This is a genomic window from Paenibacillus sp. SSG-1, assembly GCF_002224835.1.
Lineage (GTDB): Bacteria > Bacillota > Bacilli > Paenibacillales > Paenibacillaceae > Paenibacillus_AQ > Paenibacillus_AQ favisporus.
Window position 1 is genome coordinate 1,462,564 of the sequence record NZ_MBRK01000001.1, and the last position, 20,611, is coordinate 1,483,174.

Below are 20,611 nucleotides of genomic sequence, written 5' to 3' on the forward strand. Positions count from 1 at the left end.
TTATGTCAAACGATAAACAATTTGTGACGGAGATTACGCCGCAGGGAGAAGATTTTTCCCGCTGGTATATTGATGTGATCAAGAAAGCCGATCTGATGGATTATTCGCCGGTCCGCGGCTGCATCGTCTTCCGTCCGGACGGCTACGAAATCTGGGAGCACATCCAGCGTGATCTGGACCGCCGTTTCAAGGAAACGGGTCATCGCAACGCCTATTTTCCGCTTTTTATTCCGGAGAGCTTTTTCCAGAAAGAAAAAGAGCATGTCGAAGGCTTTAATCCCGAGCTTCCCTGGGTAACTGAGGCAGGCGGAGACAAGCTGGAGGAGCGTCTGGCGATCCGTCCGACGTCGGAGACGATGTTCGGGCACATGTACGCCAAATGGATCCAATCCTACCGCGACCTGCCGGTGCTCATTAACCAGTGGGCCAACGTCGTCCGCTGGGAGAAGCGCACGCTGCCGTTCCTCCGCACGAGCGAGTTTTTGTGGCAGGAAGGCCATACCGCTCATGAGACGGAAGCCGAAGCACGCGAAGAAACGATGAAGATGCTGGAAGTGTACCGTCAATTCGTGGAAGAGTTTTTGGCGATTCCGGTCATTACCGGCCAGAAGACGCCTTCCGAGAAATTCGCCGGTGCGGTGGAGACGTTCTCCATCGAGGCGATGATGAAGGACGGCCGCGCGGTTCAGGCGGGAACCTCCCACTACCTGGGCACGAACTTTGCGGTGGCGTTTGACATTCAATACTTAAGCAGAGACAACAAGCAGGAATACGTGCATACGACATCCTGGGGTACTAGCACGCGCCTGATCGGCTCGATGATTATGGTGCACGGCGATGACCGCGGCCTGGCGCTGCCGCCTAAGGTGGCTCCGACGCAGGTGATCATGATTCCGATCGGCCCGCCGAAAACATGGGATGCTGTCGTTGGCCGTACGGACGAGCTGTTCGCCGAGCTGAAGCAGGCAGGCATCCGCGTGCGCGTGGACGACCGCAGCGACCTTCGTCCGGGATGGAAATTCAACGAATACGAAATGCGCGGCGTTCCGGTCCGTTTGGAAATCGGTCCACGTGACATGGAGAACGGCGTCTGCGTGCTCGTCTCCCGGATTACCGGCGAGAAGAAGGTCGTTCAGCAGGCCAACCTGGTTGAAGAAGTTCAGACGATGCTGGATCAGGTACAGAAGGAAATGTTCGATCGTGCGAAGCAGTTTATGAACGACCATTTCTATTCGGTGGATACGCTGGAGGAAATGAAGAACAGCATGGAACAGCAGCGCGGATTTACACTGGCAGGATGGTGCGGTTCGGAAGCCTGCGAGAGCAAGGTGAAGGAAGAGACCGGGGCAACCAGCCGGAACATTCCTTTCGAGCCTGCGGAAGAGAAGCATACCTGTCTGGTATGCGGGCAGCCTGCCAAGCACACCGTCGTTTTTGCCAGAGCGTATTAAGACTGCGGCAGCCAAGCTGCGAGTTTGATTCGTTTCCCGCATAAGCAGGGAAGAACCCGGCGGATCGGTAGAGAGGCCGGATGAAATAATGAATGAGGAGCTTCTGCCAGAAATGAGTCGGTGCACGAGATCGAGACATTTTTGTGAACAGAGGCTCTTCATGTTTATGGATTAGCGCTTTAAAGGGGGAGGAGAGCATGGAAAACGTGGGGGAAAAGAGAAAACGGTTCGAGCTGCTGATGAAGCAGGGGGAAATACCGCCCGCGATCGTGGATCCCTATTTTTTGGATGGTCATATCGAACAGGTGGAGATCAGCCGGAGCAATCAGGAATGGAGAATCACCATTTGGAAGGAAACCTTGGTCCCCGGTGAGGTGTACCGGACGTTCTGTCTGAGGCTTCAGGAGAAAATGCAGCATATTGCAAAGCTGTCGTTTGTGTTCAGATATGCAGACGAAGTAGACCGCAAAGACATCGTCGGCGCATACTGGAACCTTTTCCTGGAATGGGTACACCGCGAAATACCTTCCGTCAACGGCTGGATGGCCAGGGCTAAGCATGAGCTGGACGGGGAAACCCTGATGGTCACGATGTCCGACAATACGTCGCTGGAGCTGGCGAGAAAGAAGCAGATCGACCAGGCGCTCACTCGTTTCTTCGCGCATTACTTCGAGGTTCCTCTTCGCGTCAAAATCCAAGTCGGCGAAATCCAGCGGGAAATGTACGAGGAGTTCGAGCAGAAGAAGCTCGAGGAAGAGCGTGAGGTTATCCAGAAGATGATTTCCAGCATGGAGGCGGAATCGCGCGCTGCCGAGGGTGACGATGAGGAAGTCTTTCTTCAGGTCGGTTACGATATCAAGGAGCAGCCGGTTCCGATTCAGGAAATCCAGGACGAAGAGAAGAAAATTACGGTTCAGGGCACGATTTTTGGCTTGGACCGCAAAGAGCTGCGCAACGGCAGCACGCTGTTCATGTTTAACCTGACGGACTTTACGGATTCCCTGCAGATGAAAATGTTTGCCAAGACGAAGGAAGACGTCAAAGTTCTGAGCTTGCTCGCCAACGGCAAATGGGTGAAAGCCCGCGGACGCGTCGAGATGGACCGCTTTATGACGATTCCCGAGCTGGTCATGATCCCTTCGGATTTGATCGAAGTCCAGGCGCCACCTACCCGCAAGGATAATGCTCCGGAGAAGCGGGTGGAATTCCATTTGCATACAACGATGAGCACAATGGACGCCGTGACGCCAATCGACCAGTACATCAAGACAGCCGCCAAGTGGGGCCACAAAGCGATTGCCGTGTCCGATCACGGCGGCGTGCAGTGCTATCCCGAAGCGGCGAAAGCCGCGAAGAAAAACGGCATCAAGATGATTTACGGCGTCGAGGCCAACGTGGTGAACGATTCCGTTCCGGTCGTCATGCAGCCGAAGCCGATGGACTTGAAGTCTGCGACATACATCGTATTCGATATCGAGACCACCGGCCTGTCGATCACGAACAACAAAATCATCGAGCTTGCGGCCGTCAAAATGCATGAAGGCAAGGAAGTCGACCGCTACGCAACGTTTGTTAACCCGCATGAAAAAATACCGTATCACATCCAGCAGCTGACCAACATTAACGACGAGATGGTCAAGGATGCGCCGGAGCTTGAGCCCGTCATCCAGGACTTCGTCAAGTTTGTCGGTGATGGCGTACTTGTGGCTCACAACGCACGGTTCGACGTGGGCTTCATCCAGGCTGCCCTGAAGGGGCTCGGCATGCCGGAACTGGACAACCCGGCGCTGGATACGCTGGAGCTGGCCAGATTGCTTCACCCGACGATGAAAAACCACCGCCTCAACACATTGGCGGATAAGTATAAAGTTGCGCTGGAAAGCCACCACCGGGCGATTGACGATACGATTGCCCTCGCCGGCATTCTGGACGGACTGCTGGCCGATGCCGAGAAGATCAAAGGGCTGACCCGCCTGGAACGCCTGAACGATTACGTCGGCAAGGATCTATCCAATTCTCGTCCGTTCCACTGCGGAATCTACGCGCTGAACCCGATCGGCAAGAAAAACTTGTACAAGCTGGTGTCGATGTCGCACACCGAATATTTCAAACGGGTGCCATGCATCCCGAAATCGAAGCTGGAAGAGATGCGCGAAGGGCTGCTGGTCATCTCCGGCTGCGAGAAGGGCGAGTTTTTCGAAACCGTGCTGAACAAGACGGTGGAGGAGGCGACCGAGGTGGCGGAGTTTTATGATATTTTGGAAATTCAGCCGCTGACGATGTACATGCACCTTGTAGAAAAAGGGCTCGTCGGAAGCACAATAGAGCTGAAGAACGCCATCAAAACCGTGTGCGAGATCGGGGAAAAGCTGAACAAGCCCGTGATCGCCACCGGCAATGTGCACTACTTGGAGCCGCGGGACAAGCTGTTCCGGGACATTACGATTCACGGCATCACAGGCTTCAGCCCGCTGAAAGATATCCGCAAGCCGGATGCCCATTTCCGGACAACGGAAGAGATGCTGGAGGAATTCGAGTTCCTTGGTCCGGAGAAGGCGATGGAAGTGGTTGTGAAAAATACCAACGATCTGGCCGACCGCTTTGAGGAATACGAGCTGTTCCCGGACAAGCTGTTTACGCCGATTATCGAGGGGGCGGATGAGGAAATCCGCAACACTTGCTATGCCACGGCGCGGTCGATTTATGGCGAAGACCTGCCGGAAGTTGTCGTCGCACGGCTGGAGAAGGAGCTGGAGCCGATTATCAAATACGGCTTCTCCGCCAACTATCTCATTTCCGAGCGGCTGGTGAAAAAGTCGAACCAGGACGGCTACCTTGTCGGTTCGCGGGGATCCGTCGGATCGTCCGTCGTCGCAACCTTCCTCGGCATTTCCGAGGTTAACCCGCTGCCCGCGCATTATATTTGCAAAAATCCGGAATGCAAGCACAGCGAATGGTTCCTGGACGGCAGCGTGCCAAGCGGATTTGACCTTCCGGACAAGCAATGCCCGAACTGCGGCCAAATGCTGAAGGGCGAAGGCCAGGATATCCCGTTCGAAACGTTCCTTGGCTTTAAGGGCGACAAGGTTCCCGATATCGACTTGAACTTTTCCGGGGAATATCAGCCGACGGCACACAACTATACAAAAGAGATTTTTGGCGAAAAATGTGTTTTCCGCGCAGGAACCATAGGTACCGTGGCGGAAAAAACGGCATTCGGTTATACAAAGAAATACGAAGAGGAATACCATAAAAAGTGGCGCGGAGCGGAGCTGAACCGGCTCGCCGCCGGATGCACCGGCGTCAAGCGGAGCACGGGCCAGCACCCGGGCGGTATCGTCGTTGTCCCTGACTACATGGAAGTGGAAGACATCACGCCGGTTCAATACCCTGCTGACGATACGAACGCGGAATGGAAGACGACCCACTTCGATTATCACGCCTTCGACGCGAACCTGCTCAAGCTCGATATTCTGGGGCACGATGATCCGACCATGATGCGGATGCTGCAGGATTTGACAGGGGTCGATCCGACGACGATTCCGATGAACGATCCGAAGGTCATGAGCATGTTCAACTCAACGGAGGCGCTCGGGGTAACGCCCGAACAAATCCGGACACCGGTGGCCACCTACGGCGTGCCGGAGATGGGGACGAAGTTCGTCCGCCAGATGCTGATTGAGTCAAAGCCATCCTCCTTTGCCGACTTGCTGCAAATCTCGGGCCTGTCCCACGGAACGGGCGTATGGCTCGGCAATGCACAGGAGCTCATCAAGAACGGCACCTGCAACATCAAAACGGTGATCGGCTGCCGTGACGACATCATGCTGTTCCTGATTTATAAAGCCGGCATGGATGCGAGCCTGGCGTTTAAAATTACGGAAAGCGTACGTAAGGGCAAGGGCTTGACGCCGGAATGGATCGAGGAGATGAAGCGGTGCAAGGTGCCGCAGTGGTATATCGATTCCTGTCTGAAAATCCAGTACATGTTCCCGAAAGCGCACGCCGCTGCATATGTTATCTCTGCGGTGCGCACGGCTTACTTCAAGCTGTACCATCCGATCGAATATTATGCCACTTATTTCTCGGTCCGGGCAGAAGACTTCGATATCGAGCTGTGCTGCCAGGGCTATGAGGCCATCTACCGGCAAATCGAAGAGATCGAGCAGAAGGGCTTCCAGGCGACGACCAAGGAAAAAAGCATGCTCTCGATCCTCGAGATGGCGCTGGAAATGACCGCACGCGGCTTTACGTTCAAGCCGATCGATCTGTATCGTTCCGATGCTACCCGGTTTACGGTGGACGGAGAATCGCTGATTCCACCGTTCTCGGCGCTGGCCGGTATCGGGGATAACGCGGCCAAGAACATCGCCGCCGCCCGCGAATACGGGGAGTTTCTCTCCATTGAGGATTTCCAGCAGAAATCCAAAGCGAGCAAGACGATCATCGAGCTGCTCACGGGAATGGGCTGCTTCAGGGGGCTTCCGGAGAGCAACCAGCTTTCGTTATTTTAATTCCGTCTTTTGTGTGCAACGCCCTAACCCCTTGCTGCACAAGGTTTAGTCAAGGCATCATACTTGTCAGTACTGCCAGACTATGTTATAATTTTTTTGGTAATCATGTAGATAAAACCGTTGTTTAAAGAGTGGGGCGACCCACTCTTTACTCTTTGGTATATAGGATATTTGAAGCCTTGGAGGTTATAATCTTTGAGCACACCGAAGATCAAAGGAATTGTGGAACAAATGGTACAGCCCTATTTGGATGAGCATAACTTCGAGCTTGTCGACATCGAATACGTGAAGGAAGGCAGCAACTACTTTCTTCGCGTCTTTGTTGACAAGGAAGGCGGCATCGACATTGATGACTGCGGGATGATCAGCGAGTATCTGAGCGGGAAGCTGGACGAGAACGATCCGATTCCCGAAGCTTACTTTCTGGAAGTCTCCTCCCCTGGCGCCGAACGTCCGCTCAAGAAGAAGGAAGACGTAGCCAAAGCCGTCGGCAAAGATGTTTTTGTAACGGTTTACGAGCAGGTAGAAGGCCAGAAGGAATTTGAAGGCCGGCTTCTTTCGTTCGAGGACGACGTTCTTGTCATTTCTGCGGGCAAGAAGGAATACAGCATCCCGTATGCAAAAGTTGCCAGCGCCAGACTGGCGATTATTTTTTAAATACAAGGCTGCACTTTGAAAGGGGGAATTGATTTCCAATGAGTATGGATTTTATTGAAGCGATGAATGAGTTGGAAAGAGAGAAAGGAATCAGCAAGGACATTTTGTTCGAAGCCATTGAGGCGGCGCTGATCTCCAGCTACAAACGGAATTTTAACACGGCGCAGAACGTTCGCGTCGACATGAACCGGAATACCGGGGTTATCAAAGTGTTTGCCCGCAAGCTGATCGTGGAAGAGGTGCTGGATCCCCGCACCGAAATTTCCCTGCCTGCCGCTCGCGAGATCAATCCGCATTTCCAAATTGACGATATTGCGGAAATCGAGGTCACTCCCCGGGATTTCGGACGGATTGCCGCCCAGACGGCCAAACAGGTCGTTACGCAGCGGATCCGCGAGGCGGAGCGCGGCCTGATTTATAACGCCTTCGTCGACAAAGAAGAGGATATCGTGACCGGTACGGTCCAGCGCCAGGATCCTCGCAACTTCTACGTGGATCTGGGCAAGGTGGAAGCGGTGCTGCCGCTCAACGAGCTGATGCCGAACGAAAAGTTCAAGCACGGCGACCGGATCAAAGCCTACATCACGAAGGTGGAGAATACGACCAAGGGGCCGCAAATTATGCTGTCCCGGACGCATCCGGGGCTCTTGAAGCGATTGTTTGAGCTGGAGGTCCCGGAAATTTTTGACGGTGTCGTGGAAATTCGCTCCGTCGCCCGTGAAGCCGGATTCCGCTCGAAGATCGCGGTGTATTCCCGCAACCCGGAAGTGGATCCTGTCGGCTCCTGCGTCGGGCCGAAGGGCTTGCGTGTGCAGACCATTGTCAATGAGCTGCGCGGTGAAAAAATCGACATCGTCCGTTATTCCGAACAGGTGGAAGAGTATGTGGCCAATGCCCTCAGCCCTTCCAAAGTTCTGGAAGTGATTGTATTTGAAGACGAGAAGATGGCACGTGTCATCGTGCCGGATTATCAATTGTCTCTCGCCATCGGGATCAAAGGGCAAAACGCCCGCCTTGCAGCCAAGCTGACAGGGTGGAAGATCGATATTAAGAGTGAGAGCCAGGCGGAACAGGAATTCGGCAGACCGAAAACATCCTCGGGTGAAATGCACCAAGATTCCGTCTCCGTCGATTAATTCCAAACAGGACGGGGGTCGCGGCATGAAACAAAGAAAAGTCCCGCTGCGCAAATGCGTGGCATGCCAGGAAATGATGCCCAAGAAGGAACTGATCCGTATTGTCAAAACGCCGGAAGATGAAGTACTGATCGACCTGACTGGCAAGAAGTCGGGCCGGGGGGCTTATCTCTGCGGCAAAGTATCTTGCTTTAAACTGGCACAGAAGAACAAATCACTGGATCGGGCTCTGAAGCATCATGTCAAACCGGAAATTTACGAACAGCTCGCAGATGACTTTGTGCTCGTGGAAGACGAATTTTTGGCCGTAAAGGAACGTTCGGTTGATGAGTAAAACTTTATCCCGCCTGGGTCTTGCCATGCGGGCGGGGAAAGTGGTCACCGGCGACGAAATCGTCCTGAAAGCGATCCGGTCTTCCGAAGCGAAACTGGTCATGCTGGCGGCTGACGCCTCAGCCAATACACAAAAAAAGTTCCGCGACAAATGCGGAACATACAACATTCCTCTGGTGATCGGATTTGACCGGGAAAGCCTGGGCACAAGCATTGGAAAGCCCGAAAGGGTTGTGCTCGCCATTACGGATCAAGGATTCGCAGAAATGATCTCCAAGAGTCTTGGAGATAATTCGGAGGTGGAGTATATTGAGTAAACAGGACAGTAAAGATAAGCTGCGCGTGTACGAATATGCAAAATCACTTAATATGAGCAGTAAGGAAATCATAACCATTTTGAAAAGGCTTGATATTCCCGTTAACAATCATATGAGCGTTATGGAGAATGATGCGGTCTCGAAGGTGGAACAATTTTTCAAGGATATTAAGTCGAATGCGGCCGCCAAGCGGGAAGGCGGAGACCGCCAGACCGTGGCGAGCACTTCCGCGGTCAGAAACGAGGCAGGCACTCAGCGTAACCAGGGCGGCCGGGCAGCCGGATCGGACCCATCACAAAAACAACAGGAAAAGCAGGTAGGTATGAATAATAAATTGAATAACACCACACAAACAGGGTCGCAAAGACCGCAGGGCGGGCAAGATTCCCGCAGAAGTCACTCAGGATCTCAGCAAAGCAGACCGCAAGGTCAATCGAATGGATCGGGCAACCGTCCGCAAGGCGCGGGTGCCGGATCGAATAACCGGAATCAAGGTTCTCAAGGAGGCCGTCCGCAAGGATCCGGCCAGGGCGGCAATCGCCCCCAAGGATCCGGTCAAGGCGGCAATCGCCCTCAAGGGTCGCAGCAGGGTGGCGGCCAGCGCTCGGGCGCAGGACGCCCGCAGCAGCAATCCACCGGAAACCGCGGTCCTCAAGGAAACGCCGGCGGCGACAACAACTTCTCCAGAAGCAACGATAACCGCGGCGGCGGCAATCGCGGTCAGAACCGCGGCAATAACAACGGTTCGAAACGCTTTGACGACAACCGCCAGGGCGGAGGATTTAACCGGAACAATCGCGGCGGTAAGAACAACCGCGGCAGACAACAGTCTCAGCAGCCGCCGCGCGAGAAGATCGACAACACGCCGAAGAAGATTATCGTCCGCGGCAACATGACCGTTGGCGAAACGGCCAAACTGCTTCATAAGGATGCTTCCGAAGTCATTAAGAAGCTGATCCAGATGGGCGTCATGGCAACGATCAACCAGGAACTCGACATCGATACGATTTTGCTGCTTGCCAGCGAATTCGGCGTCGAAGTCGAAGTGAAGATCGTGGTCGAGGACGATCGCTTCGAGACCGTCGAAGAGAACGACGATCCGGCTGATCTGAAGTCGCGTCCGCCGGTTGTCACCATCATGGGTCACGTCGACCATGGTAAAACGACGCTGCTGGATGCCATCCGTTCCACGAACGTAACCGGCGGCGAAGCCGGAGGCATCACCCAGCACATCGGTGCTTATCAGGTGGAAATCAACAACAAGAAGATTACTTTCCTTGATACGCCGGGCCACGAAGCGTTTACGGCCATGCGTGCGCGCGGTGCGCAAATTACCGACATTACGATCATTGTGGTCGCTGCCGACGACGGCGTCATGCCGCAGACGGTGGAAGCTATCAACCACGCGAAGGCAGCCGAGCTGCCGATCATCGTGGCGGTGAACAAAATCGACAAACCGGATGCTAATCCGGATAAAGTGAAGCAGGAGCTGACCGAATACGGTCTCGTTCCGGAAGAGTGGGGCGGAGACACGATTTTCGTCAACGTATCCGCGAAGCAAAGAATGGGGCTTGAGGATCTGCTTGAGATGATCCTTCTGGTCGCCGAAGTGAACGAATACAAAGCGAATCCGGACAAACGCGCCCGCGGTGCGGTGATCGAGGCCGAGCTGGATAAAGGCCGCGGACCGGTAGCCCGCGTGCTGGTACAGCACGGTACGCTGAAAGTCGGGGATGCGTTTGTGGCAGGCAACTGCTTTGGCCGCGTCCGGGCGATGGTCAACGACAAGGGACGCCGTTTGAAGGAAGCCGGACCGTCTACGCCGGTGGAAATCACCGGTCTGACCGAGGTTCCGCTTGCCGGCGATCCGTTCATGGTATTTGAAGACGAGCGCAAGGCCCGTTCGATTGCCGAGAAACGTGCCATCACCCAGCGTCAGTCCGATCTTGGCAGCAACGTCCGCGTCACGCTGGACGATCTGTTCAAGCACATCAAGGACGGCGAGATCAAGGACCTGAACGTCATCATCAAAGGCGACGTGCAGGGTTCGGTCGAAGCGCTGAAAGGCTCGCTCTCCAAGATCGAAGTGGAAGGCGTTCGCGTCAAAATCATCCACAGCGGCGCAGGGGCTATTACCGAGTCCGATATCATTCTGGCAGCGGCGTCCAATGCGATCGTTATCGGCTTTAACGTCCGTCCAGATCCGCAGGCCGGCGCAACCGCCGAGCAGGAGAAAGTGGATATCCGCCTGCATCGCGTCATTTACAACGTCATTGAAGAAATCGAGCAGGCCATGAAGGGCATGCTGGATCCGGAATATAAAGAAGTGGTTATCGGCCACGCGGAAGTGCGCAACCTCTTCAAAATCAGCAAAGTGGGTACGATTGCCGGATGTATGGTTACGTCAGGCAAGATCGCGCGTAACGCCGAAGTCCGCCTGATCCGCGACGGCATCGTCATCCATGAAGGTAAGATCGATACGCTCAAACGTTTCAAGGACGACGCTAAAGAAGTGGCACAGGGTTATGAATGTGGCATTACTTTGGAAAGCTATAATGACGTCAAGGAAGGCGACGTTATTGAAGCGTTCATCATGGAAACGGTGGAGCGCAAGTAGAGAGGTGAACAGGCATGGCTAAAATTCGGGCTGGACGGGTTGGAGAGCAGATCAAGAAAGAGCTGAGCCAGCTGATCCAAAGCGAACTGAAGGACCCGCGCATCGGTTTCGTTACCGTAACCGGTGTGGATGTGACGAACGATTTGTCGCAGGCGAAAGTTTATTTAAGCGTTCTGGGGGATAACGAGCAGAAGAACAACACGCTGAAGGCTCTGGAGAAGGCGAACGGCTTTCTCCGCTCGGAGCTCGGCAAGCGAGTCCGGCTGCGCCATACCCCGGAGCTGATTTTTAAGTTTGACGAATCCATCGCGTATGGCAGTCACATCGAGAAGCTCCTCGGTGAAATCGGAAAAAACGAAGATAACTAAATAAAAGATTTAAAGGAGACGGCCAATGCAGACCTATGAACAATCGCTTGAGCAGGCAAAGGAGTTTTTGCTGACGCATGATGATTATCTTGTAGTGTCTCATATTCAGCCGGACGGAGATGCAGTCAGTTCCACAGTTGCCGTGGGCTGGCTTCTCTCATGTCTGGGCAAAAAATTTACTCTGATCAATGAAGGGCCGATTCCTGAACGGATGAAATTTTTATGCCTGTCAGAGCAGATCGTGAATATGGAGCTTCATCCACCGGAACGTTCATTCAAGCATGTCATTTGTGTGGATTGCGCCGATTTTGGGAGAGTGGGATTGACGCAGCAATGCTTCGCTCCGGATGCCTTGATCTTGAACATCGATCATCACCCGACCAACAACGGCTACGGGAGCACGACGCTGATTAAGCCGGACGCTGCGGCGACAGCCGAAATTTTGTATGACCTGATCCATGCTTTCGGATTTCAATGGACGAAGGAGATTGCGACCGCGATCTACACCGGGCTGCTGACGGACACCGGCGGTTTCCGTTATTCCAATACGTCCCCTAAAGTGATGGCGGCGGCTTCCGAGCTGCTCGGCTATGGGGTCAACGGGCCGGAGCTGTCGGAGACCCTGCTTGAAGCAATGACCCTGCCCCAGATGAAAGTGCTGGTCAAAGCGTTGAATACACTCGAGATGACGCCGGACGGCAAAATCAGCTGGGTATACGTCACTCCCGAGCATATGGTGGAAGCCGGCGCGGCCAACGATGACCTGGAAGGAATCGTGAACTATCCGCGGAATATTCAGGGCGTCGAGGTCGGCATTTTATTCAAAGTGATCAATGACCAAGCGGTCAAAGTAAGCATGCGTTCTGCAGGTAAAGTTGACGTGGCTGCCCTGGCGCAGACGTTTGGTGGCGGCGGGCATGTCCGCGCAGCGGGGTGCCGGATCGAAGGAACATTGGATACGATTATTCCTCAGGTTATAGAACGGGTGAGACAATTTTTATGAGCAGCTTAGAAGGTGTATTGGCCATCGACAAGCCGGCGGGGATGACTTCGCACGATGTCGTTGCCAAGGCGCGCCGTATATTGAAAATGAAGCGGATTGGGCACACCGGAACCTTGGATCCCGAAGTTACCGGTGTTCTGCCGCTCTGCCTTGGCCGGGCGACCCGGGTGGTGGAGTACATGCAGGAGCTTCCGAAGGAATATGCAGCTACCCTGCGGCTGGGCATTGCCACCGATACTGAGGATTTGACCGGTACGGTCACGGAATCTGTGGACGAGGTCCATGTCACGCCGGAAGATGTGGAGAAGGTGCTCCGCTCTTTTGAAGGGACGATTTCCCAGGTGCCCCCCATGTACTCTGCGGTCAAGGTCGGAGGCAAACGGCTCTACGAGCTGGCCCGGGAGGGCAAGACGGTTGAGCGCAAAAGCCGCGAGGTGACGATTCACGAAATTGAAATGACCGGCTCGGCCTGGCAAGGGCCTTATCTGGACATTTCCTTTCGGGTTCTGTGCTCCAAGGGGACGTACATTCGGACGTTATGCGTAGATATCGGGCGGGCTCTGCATCTGCCGTCAACGATGGTGAAGCTGGAGCGCACGATGTCGGCAGGAATTCCCGCTTCGAAGTGCCTCACGCTCGAAGATATCGAGCGCCTGACGGCGACGGGTGAGCTGGACGAGCATTTGATTCCGGTCGACGAAGCGGTCCGGCATCTTCCGGCACATACCGTAGCCGAGGACAAGGCGGCAGCCGCCTTGCAGGGTCAGAGGCTCTCGGGCAGAGCGGTAACGCCGGAGGTCATGCTGCCCGGATGCATACGACTGTATGATCCAAAGGGAACGTTTCTCGGCATTTTCGAAAAACAGGCAGAGACGGGGGCCATCGCTCCGGTCAAGGTATTTCTGCCAGAGTCATAATGATTATCTATGGAATTGCAGGTGAAAGAACAGTGAAGACCGTATATTTATCGTACCCGCTGCCTGCGGAGGTCATCCGGGAGCATACCCAGCCGCAGGTCGCAGCCATCGGACAGTTCGACGGAGTGCACCTTGGTCATGCCAGCGTCATCTCTTCTGCGGTGAATCTGGCAAAGGGCAAGCACATCCCTTCGGCAGTCATGACATTCCATCCGCATCCGAAGGACGTGATGAAGAAAGGGGACTACGAGGGCAGCCTGACGCCCCTGCAGGAGAAGCAGGAGCTGCTGGCCGGCCTGGGGGTCGATATCGTATACGTCGTTGAGTTTAACGATTCCTTTTCCCATGTAAGTCCGCAGGAATTTGTGGAAGGTGTGCTGTTTCCCTTGGGCATCGAGGCGGCCGTGGTCGGTTTCGATTTCCGCTTTGGCCACAAGGGGGAAGGCAATGCCGAGATGCTTCGCCTGCTGGGGGACGGCCGGCTGAACGTCGAAGTCATCCCGCCGTTCGAACTGGAAGGCGGCAAGGTCAGCAGTACGGAAATTCGCAAAGCGCTGCAAAGGGGTGACCTGGAGCGGGCCGGCCGTCTGCTCGGCCGCAGCTACCGGCTGCGCGGAACCGTTGTCGGCGGAGAAAAACGCGGCCGTACCATCGGTTTTCCGACGGCCAACCTGAAACTGGACGATAAGTTCGTCATTCCGGTTAAGGGTGTCTACGCGGTACGAGCCTTTTTGAACGGAAGGATTTTTCCCGGCGTCATGAATGTGGGGGTTAAACCGACGTTTCATGAGAACGAAACGGTGCCAAGCTTTGAGGTTCACTTGTTTGACTTTGACCGGGAAATTTACGGCGAGCATGTCTCGGTGGAGCTGGTCCATTTTATCCGGAATGAGCGGAAGTTTCCTTCCGTACCGGAACTCATCGCCCAGATCCAGGCGGACGCGGATCGCGCCAGAGAACTTTTGAAGTCGGGCCGCTAAAGCTTACGCGCTGGCGAACATTTACTTTTGCCGGTGAAGTATGCTATACTGATAAACGTTGCTGGATGCCCATGGGCTGAAGGAAACCTTAGCTTGGATACACGATCTCACCGACGGTTTCTAGGCTAACGGCGATTATTTATGTTAAGGAGGTGAACAGGATGGCATTGACTCAAGAACGCAAACAACAACTGATCGAAGAGCACAAAACTCATGAGTCCGATACAGGATCTCCTGAAGTGCAAATTGCTATCCTTACGGAGAACATCGTTAATTTGACAGACCACCTGCGTACGCACAAGAAGGATCATCATTCCCGTCGCGGTCTTTTGAAAATGGTCGGTCAACGCCGTAAGCTGTTGGCATACTTGAAAAACAAGGATGTTAAACGCTATAGCGCTCTGATTGAAAAACTTGGATTGCGTCGTTAATAATCCATATTGTTCTACGGAAAGCAGCCTGGTTGTTCACCGTTTGTCCTTCTAGGAGTGACAGCGGGGCAACCGGGTTGCTTTTTATGCAGGACTATATGAATTATCCCCATCTGGGGAATACTGATTGAGTAATAAAGGAGGGATTTCATGGAAAGTCGTGTTGAAATGCAGTTGGGCGGCAGAACCTTGGTCATGGAGACCGGACGCCTCGCGAAGCAGGCTAACGCCGCCGTGATGGTCCGCTACGGGGAAACGGCCGTACTTTGTACAGTGACCGCCTCCAGCGAACCGAAGGATCTGGACTTTTTTCCGCTGACTGTAAACTATGAAGAAAGATTGTATGCCGTAGGTAAAATCCCGGGCGGCTTTATCAAACGGGAAGGCAGACCGAGCGAGAAGGCCATTCTGGCCAGCCGTCTGACCGACCGTCCGATTCGTCCGCTGTTCCCGGAAGGCTTCCGTAACGATGTGCAGGTGCTGAACCTTGTCATGAGCGTGGATCAGGACTGCTCGCCGGATATTGCGGCCATGATCGGTACTTCCGCAGCGCTGAGCATTTCGGACGTGCCGTTTGACGGACCGATCGGCGGTGTCATCGTAGGACGCGTAGACGGACAATTTATTATTAATCCGGACATCGCGCAGCAGGAGAAAAGTGACATTTACCTGGTCGTCGCAGGCACCAGAGACGCCATCATGATGGTTGAAGCCGAGGCGAACGAGGTTCCTGAGGAAACGATGCTGGAAGCAATTATGTTCGGTCACGAGGAAATCAAAAAGATCGTGTCCGTCATTGACGAACTGACGCAAAAAGCCGGCAAACCGAAAATGGAAGTGAAGCTTCATGCGGTTGACGCTCAGGTTAATGCCGAAGTACGCGAATTCGCTGCACAGCGCCTCGTAGAAGCGGTACGCATTGCCGAGAAGCATGCGCGCCAGGATGCGATCGATGCGATCAACGAAGAAACGGTAACTTTCTTTGAACAAAAATACATAGAGACGCCTGAGCTCTTGAAAGATGTCAAAGAAGTGCTGCATGATATTGTCAAAGAAGAAGTAAGACGCCTGATCACCCACGATAAAGTCCGTCCTGACGGCCGGGGTCTGGACGAGATCCGTCCGATCGAATGCGATACGAGCATTCTGCCGCGCACGCATGGTACAGGCTTGTTCACTCGTGGTCAAACCCAGGCTCTCAGCGTATGTACGTTGGGTGCGCTCGGTGACGTGCAAATTCTGGACGGCATCGATTTGCAGGAAACCAAACGCTTTATGCACCATTATAACTTCCCTCCGTTCAGCGTAGGCGAAGCTCGTCCGCTTCGTGCACCGGGACGCCGCGAAATCGGCCACGGCGCGCTGGGTGAACGCGCTCTGTCGAAGGTCATTCCATCGGAGACCGAGTTCCCGTACACGATTCGTCTCGTTTCCGAAGTGCTGGAGTCGAACGGTTCTACATCCCAGGCAAGTATTTGCGCAAGCACGCTGGCCATGATGGATGCCGGGGTACCGATTAAGGCGCCGGTTGCCGGCGTAGCCATGGGTCTGATTAAAGACGGAGAGCATGTATCCATTCTGACGGATATTCAGGGGATGGAAGACCATCTGGGCGATATGGACTTCAAAGTGGCCGGTACGGCTGAAGGGGTAACCGCCATTCAGATGGACATCAAAATTGCCGGCATTGACCGCCAGATTTTGAACGACGCTCTGAAGCAGGCCAAAGAAGGCCGGATGTTTATCCTGAGCAAAATGATGGAAGCGATCCAGAAGCCAAGAGAGACGTTGTCTCCATATGCTCCGAAGATCATCGTCATGAACATCAATCCGGACAAGATCCGCGACGTGATCGGCGCAGGCGGCAAGATCATCAACAAGATCATCGAGGAAACCGGCGTGAAGATCGACATCGAGCAGGACGGACGCGTCTTCATCGCATCGTCCAATGAGGAAATGAACCAGAAAGCCCGCTCTATTATTGAAGGCATCGTCCGTGAAGTCGAAGTCGGCGAAATTTATGTCGGCACCGTCAAACGGGTCGAGAAATTCGGCGCATTCGTCGAAGTGCTTCCGAATAAAGAGGGACTTGTGCACATTTCTCAGCTCTCGACCGAGCGTGTCGGCAAAGTTGAGGACGTCGTGAATGTCGGAGATACGATCACCGTCAAAGTGACCGAGATCGACCAGCAGGGGCGTATCAACCTGTCGCGCAAAGCGGTATTGGTTGCAGAATCCAAGGCTTAAATCAAGCGGAGCGGCTTCGTCAAGAAGCCACGCTTGCTACCATATGCAGTCTAAGAGACAGAAAGTACTCACTTCTGGCTCTTTTTTTATGAGATCAGAATGTATAATCTCCAGAGCCATTGCCTCCTGATATTGCAAGAAAAAACACCTTTTAACGCGGTCTGTCTTCTTTGAAGGTGCTTCGATAGACGCTTTTCTTATAATATCAGATAGTATAAACTCTAGAGCCATTGCCTCCTGATATTGCAAGAAAAAACACCTTTAAACGCGGTCTGTCTTCTTTGAAGGTGCTTCGATAGACGCTTTTCTTATAATATCAGATAGTATAAACTCCAGAGCCATTGCCTCCGGATATTGCAAGAAAAAACACCTTTAAACGCGGTCTGTCTTCTCTGGAGGTGCTTCGATAGACTTTTTCTTATGAGACCAGAATGGATATACTCCAAAGCCATTGCCTCTGATATTGCAAGAAAAATTACCTTTGAATGCGGTCAAAACCTCCGGACGCTCTCTCGCGGCCTCCATTCATAATCCCGCTCGTCCCTTCATATGATGGGACAAAGTATGTTAAGGGAGATGAGCGGAAAAATGAACGGGAGACGGACAGCCATCGTGCTTGCCTGTTTTGCCACCATCGTCGGGCTCGCGCAGACCGGTGCGGTCGGGGACTATTTTCAGGACGTACGGCACCACCTGACTGCTCAAACCGCGTTTGAGCCCCAGACGGACGAGAAGCAGCTGGATCCGCTGTACAAGCAGATTCAGGAGAAGGCCGAGGCCACGAGGATTCTACCGGTGGATGCGGTCGTGGACCGCGTCTGGAAGGCCATTCCGGGGTACAACGGCCTGGAGATCGACGTAGACGAGACCTATAAGCGGGCTAAGGCCCAGGGAGCCACGGCTCCGATTACATATGTGTACCGTCAAATTCCCCCCAAGGTGAACCTGGGCGATTTGGCGGCTGAACCGATTTATAAAGGGAACCCGAAAAAGCCGATGGTTTCCCTGATGATTAACGTCGCGTGGGGGGACGAGTACATCGTTCCGATGCTCGATACGCTGGATGCGGAGAACGTAAAGGCAACCTTCTTTTTTGACGGAAGCTGGTTGAAGAAAAATCCGGAGATGGCCAAGGAGATCCAAAAGCGGGGGCATGAGCTGGAGAACCATGCGTATACGCACCCCAACATGAGCCAGCTGAGCCGCGAACGGGCCACGCTCGAAATCAGTAAAACCCAGCAGCTGCTGAAGGATACACTGGGTGTGACGAACAAGTGGTTTGCCCCGCCTTCCGGAGATTTTAATCAGCAGACAGTCCAAATCGCCGCCAGCCTCGGCCTGAAGACGGTTCTGTGGACACTGGACACGGTGGATTGGCGGAAGCCTTCACCGGATTCCATCGTCAACAAGATCTCGGCCAAAGTGGAGCCGGGCACCTTGATTCTGATGCATCCGACCTCCTCCTCCTCCCAGGCGCTGAAGGGCATGATCCGGGTGATCAAGGCGAGAGGCCTTGTACTGGGTACGGTCAGCCAGACGCTGTCCCCCGAGAGAGTCACGGCGCCCAAGGTTGAGTGAGACGGCTTTTTTTGATAGGATAGGGATTGCGCTGGCTTTAGTCAGGAAAGTTACGGCTCGGCCATCATTTGCATGAAGAACGGATTACTAGTTAGAACTGGACAGGGGCAGCCTGGAGGTTCATTGGATTAATTTTAGGAGGGCCTCTCGCGTGAAAAAAATAAACTTAAGCAACGGCCTTAGAGTAGTCATGGAGAAAATTCCGACGATGCGGTCGGTTTCCTTTGGCATTTGGGTAAAGACAGGCTCCCGCCACGAAACCTTGGCCAACAACGGCATTTCCCATTTTATCGAGCACATGCTGTTTAAAGGGACTGAACGGTTTGACGCCAAGGCGATTGCCGAGGAATTCGATGCCATTGGCGGCAATGTGAATGCCTTTACTTCTAAGGAATATACCTGTTTTTATGCCAAGGTGCTGGATGAGCATCTGCCGATCGCCGTAGACGTGCTCGCCGATATGTTCTTCCGTTCCAAGCTGGACGGTGAGGAGCTGGCCAAGGAGAAGAACGTCATTCTGGAAGAGATTTCGATGTACGAAGATACGCCGGACGACATGGTGCACGACCTGATGGCTAAGGCGGTCTACGGGGATCATCCGCTCGCCTATCCGATTCTGGGAACGAAGGAACAGCTGGAAAGCATGGGATCTTCCGACCTTCGCGCCTACATGGATGACCACTATACGATCGAGAACACCGTCATCAGCGTGGCAGGTAACATTGACGATAACATTGTGGAGCTGCTGGAACGCCATTTCGGCGGTTTCCAAACCAGCGGGCGGGTGAGCGAATTGACCGTGCCTTCATTCCAGAGCGGGATCTTGTATCATAAAAAGAAGACGGAGCAGAATCATATCTGCCTGTCCTTCCCGGGATGCTCGATTCACGATCCGCTTCAGTATGCCATGATTCTGCTCAATAACAGCATCGGCGGCGGGATGAGCTCGCGGTTGTTCCAGGAAATCCGGGAAAAGCGGGGACTCGCTTATTCGGTATATTCCTACCACAGCTCCAACGAAGACAGCGGTTTGTTTACGATCTATGCCGGAACCGCGCCGAAGCAAACCAATGAGGTCATGGGCTTAACCAAAGAGGTGCTGGCGGATGTGGCCGTACACGGGATGACCGAGGACGAACTCCGGAAAGGCAAGGAGCAGCTGAAGGGCAGTCTGATCCTGAGCCTTGAGGGCACTGGAAGCCGTATGAACCGGCTCGGCAAAAACGAGCTGATGCTGGGCAAGCATTTTTCGCTCGATGACATGATCGAAAAGATCGAAAACGTGACGATGAACGACGTGAACGCGGTGCTGGACCGGATGTTCAGCCAGCCGTTCGCGCTGGCGATGGTCGGATCGACGGACCGCGCCATTGCTGGGTTAAGGAGGGACGATTTTGTCACACTACGTACAAATTCATAAATTGCCGGGTCACGAGGATGTGCGGCTGCCGGAGAAAATGTCCGGCTCCGCCTCCGGCTATGACCTGTACGCCGCCGTTGAAGAAGAAGTCGTCCTCCAGCCGGGGGAGCGCAGGCTCATCCCGACCGGGTTTGCCATCGCCATGCCCGACGGGCTGGAAGCACAAATTCGCCCGAGAAGCGGGCTGGCGCTGAAGCACGGTATCACCTGCCTTAATACGCCGGGAACGATCGACGCCGATTACCGCGGGGAAATCAAGGTGCTGCTGATCAACCTCGGCCAGGAGCCTTTTGCGATCACCCGAAACGAGCGCATCGCCCAAATGGTGTTCATGGAAGTGCCGCAGGTGACGTTTGAGCAGGTGGACGTGCTGTCCGAAACCGTTCGCGGTGAGGGCGGATTCGGACACACCGGCAAATAATTTATAGTTCAATACAGCCTGGAGTTCGTTCCCGAAAGGGTTCGGTCTCCAGGCTTTTTTACATAGAAGGAAATATAGGCTTCAGAGACCCTGCTTCCTATACCGCAAGCGAAATTGCTGCTACATGCGGTCCGGCTTCCTGAACAGTGAGCCTACAGACGTTTTTTATTTGACGGGCGTCTTTCACCCCTCCTTAGGCAGCGGCATATGATGGATTCATA

At 54.0% G+C, this 20,611-nt stretch carries 16 protein-coding genes; all 16 read left to right on the top strand.

The genetic code is table 11. The annotated features are described in order from the left end of the window. Positions 1–2: 2 nt before the first annotated feature. The 16 genes from proS to dut all read left to right on the top strand — a co-directional run bounded on the left by proS (position 3) and on the right by dut (position 20,390). Entirely contained in the window at positions 3–1,451 is a 1,449-nt protein-coding gene (gene proS / locus BCV73_RS06875; protein WP_089546561.1) for a proline--tRNA ligase, read from the top strand. Positions 1,452–1,648: 197 nt separating this feature from the next. Further along, complete coding sequence (locus tag BCV73_RS06880; RefSeq protein ID WP_089546562.1) at positions 1,649–5,965, top strand: PolC-type DNA polymerase III; 4,317 nt, start codon at positions 1,649–1,651, stop codon at positions 5,963–5,965. A gap of 195 nt (positions 5,966–6,160) precedes the next feature. After that, positions 6,161–6,622, top strand: coding sequence for a ribosome maturation factor RimP (gene rimP / locus BCV73_RS06885; RefSeq protein ID WP_076168060.1), 462 nt, complete (start codon positions 6,161–6,163; stop codon positions 6,620–6,622). 38 nt (positions 6,623–6,660) lie between these two features. After that, the gene (gene nusA, locus BCV73_RS06890) at positions 6,661–7,758 is read left to right on the top strand and encodes a transcription termination factor NusA (protein WP_076168058.1); all 1,098 of its coding nucleotides are present in this window, start codon (positions 6,661–6,663) and stop codon (positions 7,756–7,758) included. A 25-nt stretch (positions 7,759–7,783) separates the two neighbouring features. Further along, the gene (gene rnpM / locus BCV73_RS06895) at positions 7,784–8,092 is read left to right on the top strand and encodes an RNase P modulator RnpM (RefSeq protein ID WP_076168056.1); all 309 of its coding nucleotides are present in this window, start codon (positions 7,784–7,786) and stop codon (positions 8,090–8,092) included. Continuing rightward, complete coding sequence (locus tag BCV73_RS06900) at positions 8,085–8,408, top strand: YlxQ family RNA-binding protein (RefSeq protein WP_076168054.1); 324 nt, start codon at positions 8,085–8,087, stop codon at positions 8,406–8,408. Before rnpM ends, BCV73_RS06900 begins: the two co-directional genes overlap by 8 nt. Then, entirely contained in the window at positions 8,401–11,025 is a 2,625-nt protein-coding gene (infB, locus tag BCV73_RS06905; protein ID WP_089546563.1) for a translation initiation factor IF-2, read from the top strand. The genes BCV73_RS06900 and infB overlap by 8 nt, the downstream gene beginning before the upstream one ends. A gap of 14 nt (positions 11,026–11,039) precedes the next feature. Beyond that, positions 11,040–11,393, top strand: coding sequence for a 30S ribosome-binding factor RbfA (gene rbfA / locus BCV73_RS06910; protein ID WP_076168050.1), 354 nt, complete (start codon positions 11,040–11,042; stop codon positions 11,391–11,393). A gap of 25 nt (positions 11,394–11,418) precedes the next feature. Continuing rightward, complete coding sequence (locus tag BCV73_RS06915; protein WP_089546564.1) at positions 11,419–12,396, top strand: DHH family phosphoesterase; 978 nt, start codon at positions 11,419–11,421, stop codon at positions 12,394–12,396. Further along, positions 12,393–13,313 (top strand): tRNA pseudouridine(55) synthase TruB, encoded by a 921-nt coding sequence (gene truB, locus BCV73_RS06920; protein ID WP_089546565.1) that lies wholly within the window; start codon positions 12,393–12,395, stop codon positions 13,311–13,313. Before BCV73_RS06915 ends, truB begins: the two co-directional genes overlap by 4 nt. Next, on the top strand, positions 13,313–14,293 hold the full coding sequence (locus BCV73_RS06925) for a bifunctional riboflavin kinase/FAD synthetase (protein ID WP_373309536.1): 981 nt from the start codon (positions 13,313–13,315) through the stop codon (positions 14,291–14,293). The genes truB and BCV73_RS06925 overlap by 1 nt, the downstream gene beginning before the upstream one ends. 161 nt (positions 14,294–14,454) lie before the next feature. Further along, positions 14,455–14,724 (top strand): 30S ribosomal protein S15, encoded by a 270-nt coding sequence (gene rpsO, locus BCV73_RS06930; protein WP_076168040.1) that lies wholly within the window; start codon positions 14,455–14,457, stop codon positions 14,722–14,724. 150 nt (positions 14,725–14,874) lie between these two features. Continuing rightward, positions 14,875–16,971: a polyribonucleotide nucleotidyltransferase gene (gene pnp / locus BCV73_RS06935; RefSeq protein WP_076168037.1), complete on the top strand. Its 2,097-nt coding sequence runs from the start codon at positions 14,875–14,877 to the stop codon at positions 16,969–16,971. Between the two features lie 588 nt (positions 16,972–17,559). Further along, the gene (locus BCV73_RS06945) at positions 17,560–18,549 is read left to right on the top strand and encodes a polysaccharide deacetylase family protein (RefSeq protein ID WP_089546567.1); all 990 of its coding nucleotides are present in this window, start codon (positions 17,560–17,562) and stop codon (positions 18,547–18,549) included. Positions 18,550–18,739: 190 nt separating this feature from the next. Beyond that, a complete protein-coding gene (locus BCV73_RS06950; RefSeq protein WP_412974024.1) occupies positions 18,740–19,969 on the top strand; it encodes a M16 family metallopeptidase in 1,230 nt (409 codons plus the stop codon). Continuing rightward, the gene (gene dut / locus BCV73_RS06955) at positions 19,944–20,390 is read left to right on the top strand and encodes a dUTP diphosphatase (RefSeq protein WP_076168030.1); all 447 of its coding nucleotides are present in this window, start codon (positions 19,944–19,946) and stop codon (positions 20,388–20,390) included. The genes BCV73_RS06950 and dut overlap by 26 nt, the downstream gene beginning before the upstream one ends. Positions 20,391–20,611 lie beyond the last annotated feature (221 nt).

Coding starts and splice junctions, on each gene's coding strand:
- proS (WP_089546561.1), top strand. CDS start 3: ATGTCAAACGATAAACAATTTGTGACGGAGATTACGCCGCAGGGAGAA.
- BCV73_RS06880 (WP_089546562.1), top strand. CDS start 1,649: ATGGAAAACGTGGGGGAAAAGAGAAAACGGTTCGAGCTGCTGATGAAG.
- nusA (WP_076168058.1), top strand. CDS start 6,661: ATGAGTATGGATTTTATTGAAGCGATGAATGAGTTGGAAAGAGAGAAA.
- rnpM (WP_076168056.1), top strand. CDS start 7,784: ATGAAACAAAGAAAAGTCCCGCTGCGCAAATGCGTGGCATGCCAGGAA.
- BCV73_RS06900 (WP_076168054.1), top strand. CDS start 8,085: ATGAGTAAAACTTTATCCCGCCTGGGTCTTGCCATGCGGGCGGGGAAA.
- rbfA (WP_076168050.1), top strand. CDS start 11,040: ATGGCTAAAATTCGGGCTGGACGGGTTGGAGAGCAGATCAAGAAAGAG.
- BCV73_RS06915 (WP_089546564.1), top strand. CDS start 11,419: ATGCAGACCTATGAACAATCGCTTGAGCAGGCAAAGGAGTTTTTGCTG.
- truB (WP_089546565.1), top strand. CDS start 12,393: ATGAGCAGCTTAGAAGGTGTATTGGCCATCGACAAGCCGGCGGGGATG.
- BCV73_RS06925 (WP_373309536.1), top strand. CDS start 13,313: ATGATTATCTATGGAATTGCAGGTGAAAGAACAGTGAAGACCGTATAT.
- rpsO (WP_076168040.1), top strand. CDS start 14,455: ATGGCATTGACTCAAGAACGCAAACAACAACTGATCGAAGAGCACAAA.
- pnp (WP_076168037.1), top strand. CDS start 14,875: ATGGAAAGTCGTGTTGAAATGCAGTTGGGCGGCAGAACCTTGGTCATG.
- BCV73_RS06945 (WP_089546567.1), top strand. CDS start 17,560: ATGAACGGGAGACGGACAGCCATCGTGCTTGCCTGTTTTGCCACCATC.
- BCV73_RS06950 (WP_412974024.1), top strand. CDS start 18,740: ATGGAGAAAATTCCGACGATGCGGTCGGTTTCCTTTGGCATTTGGGTA.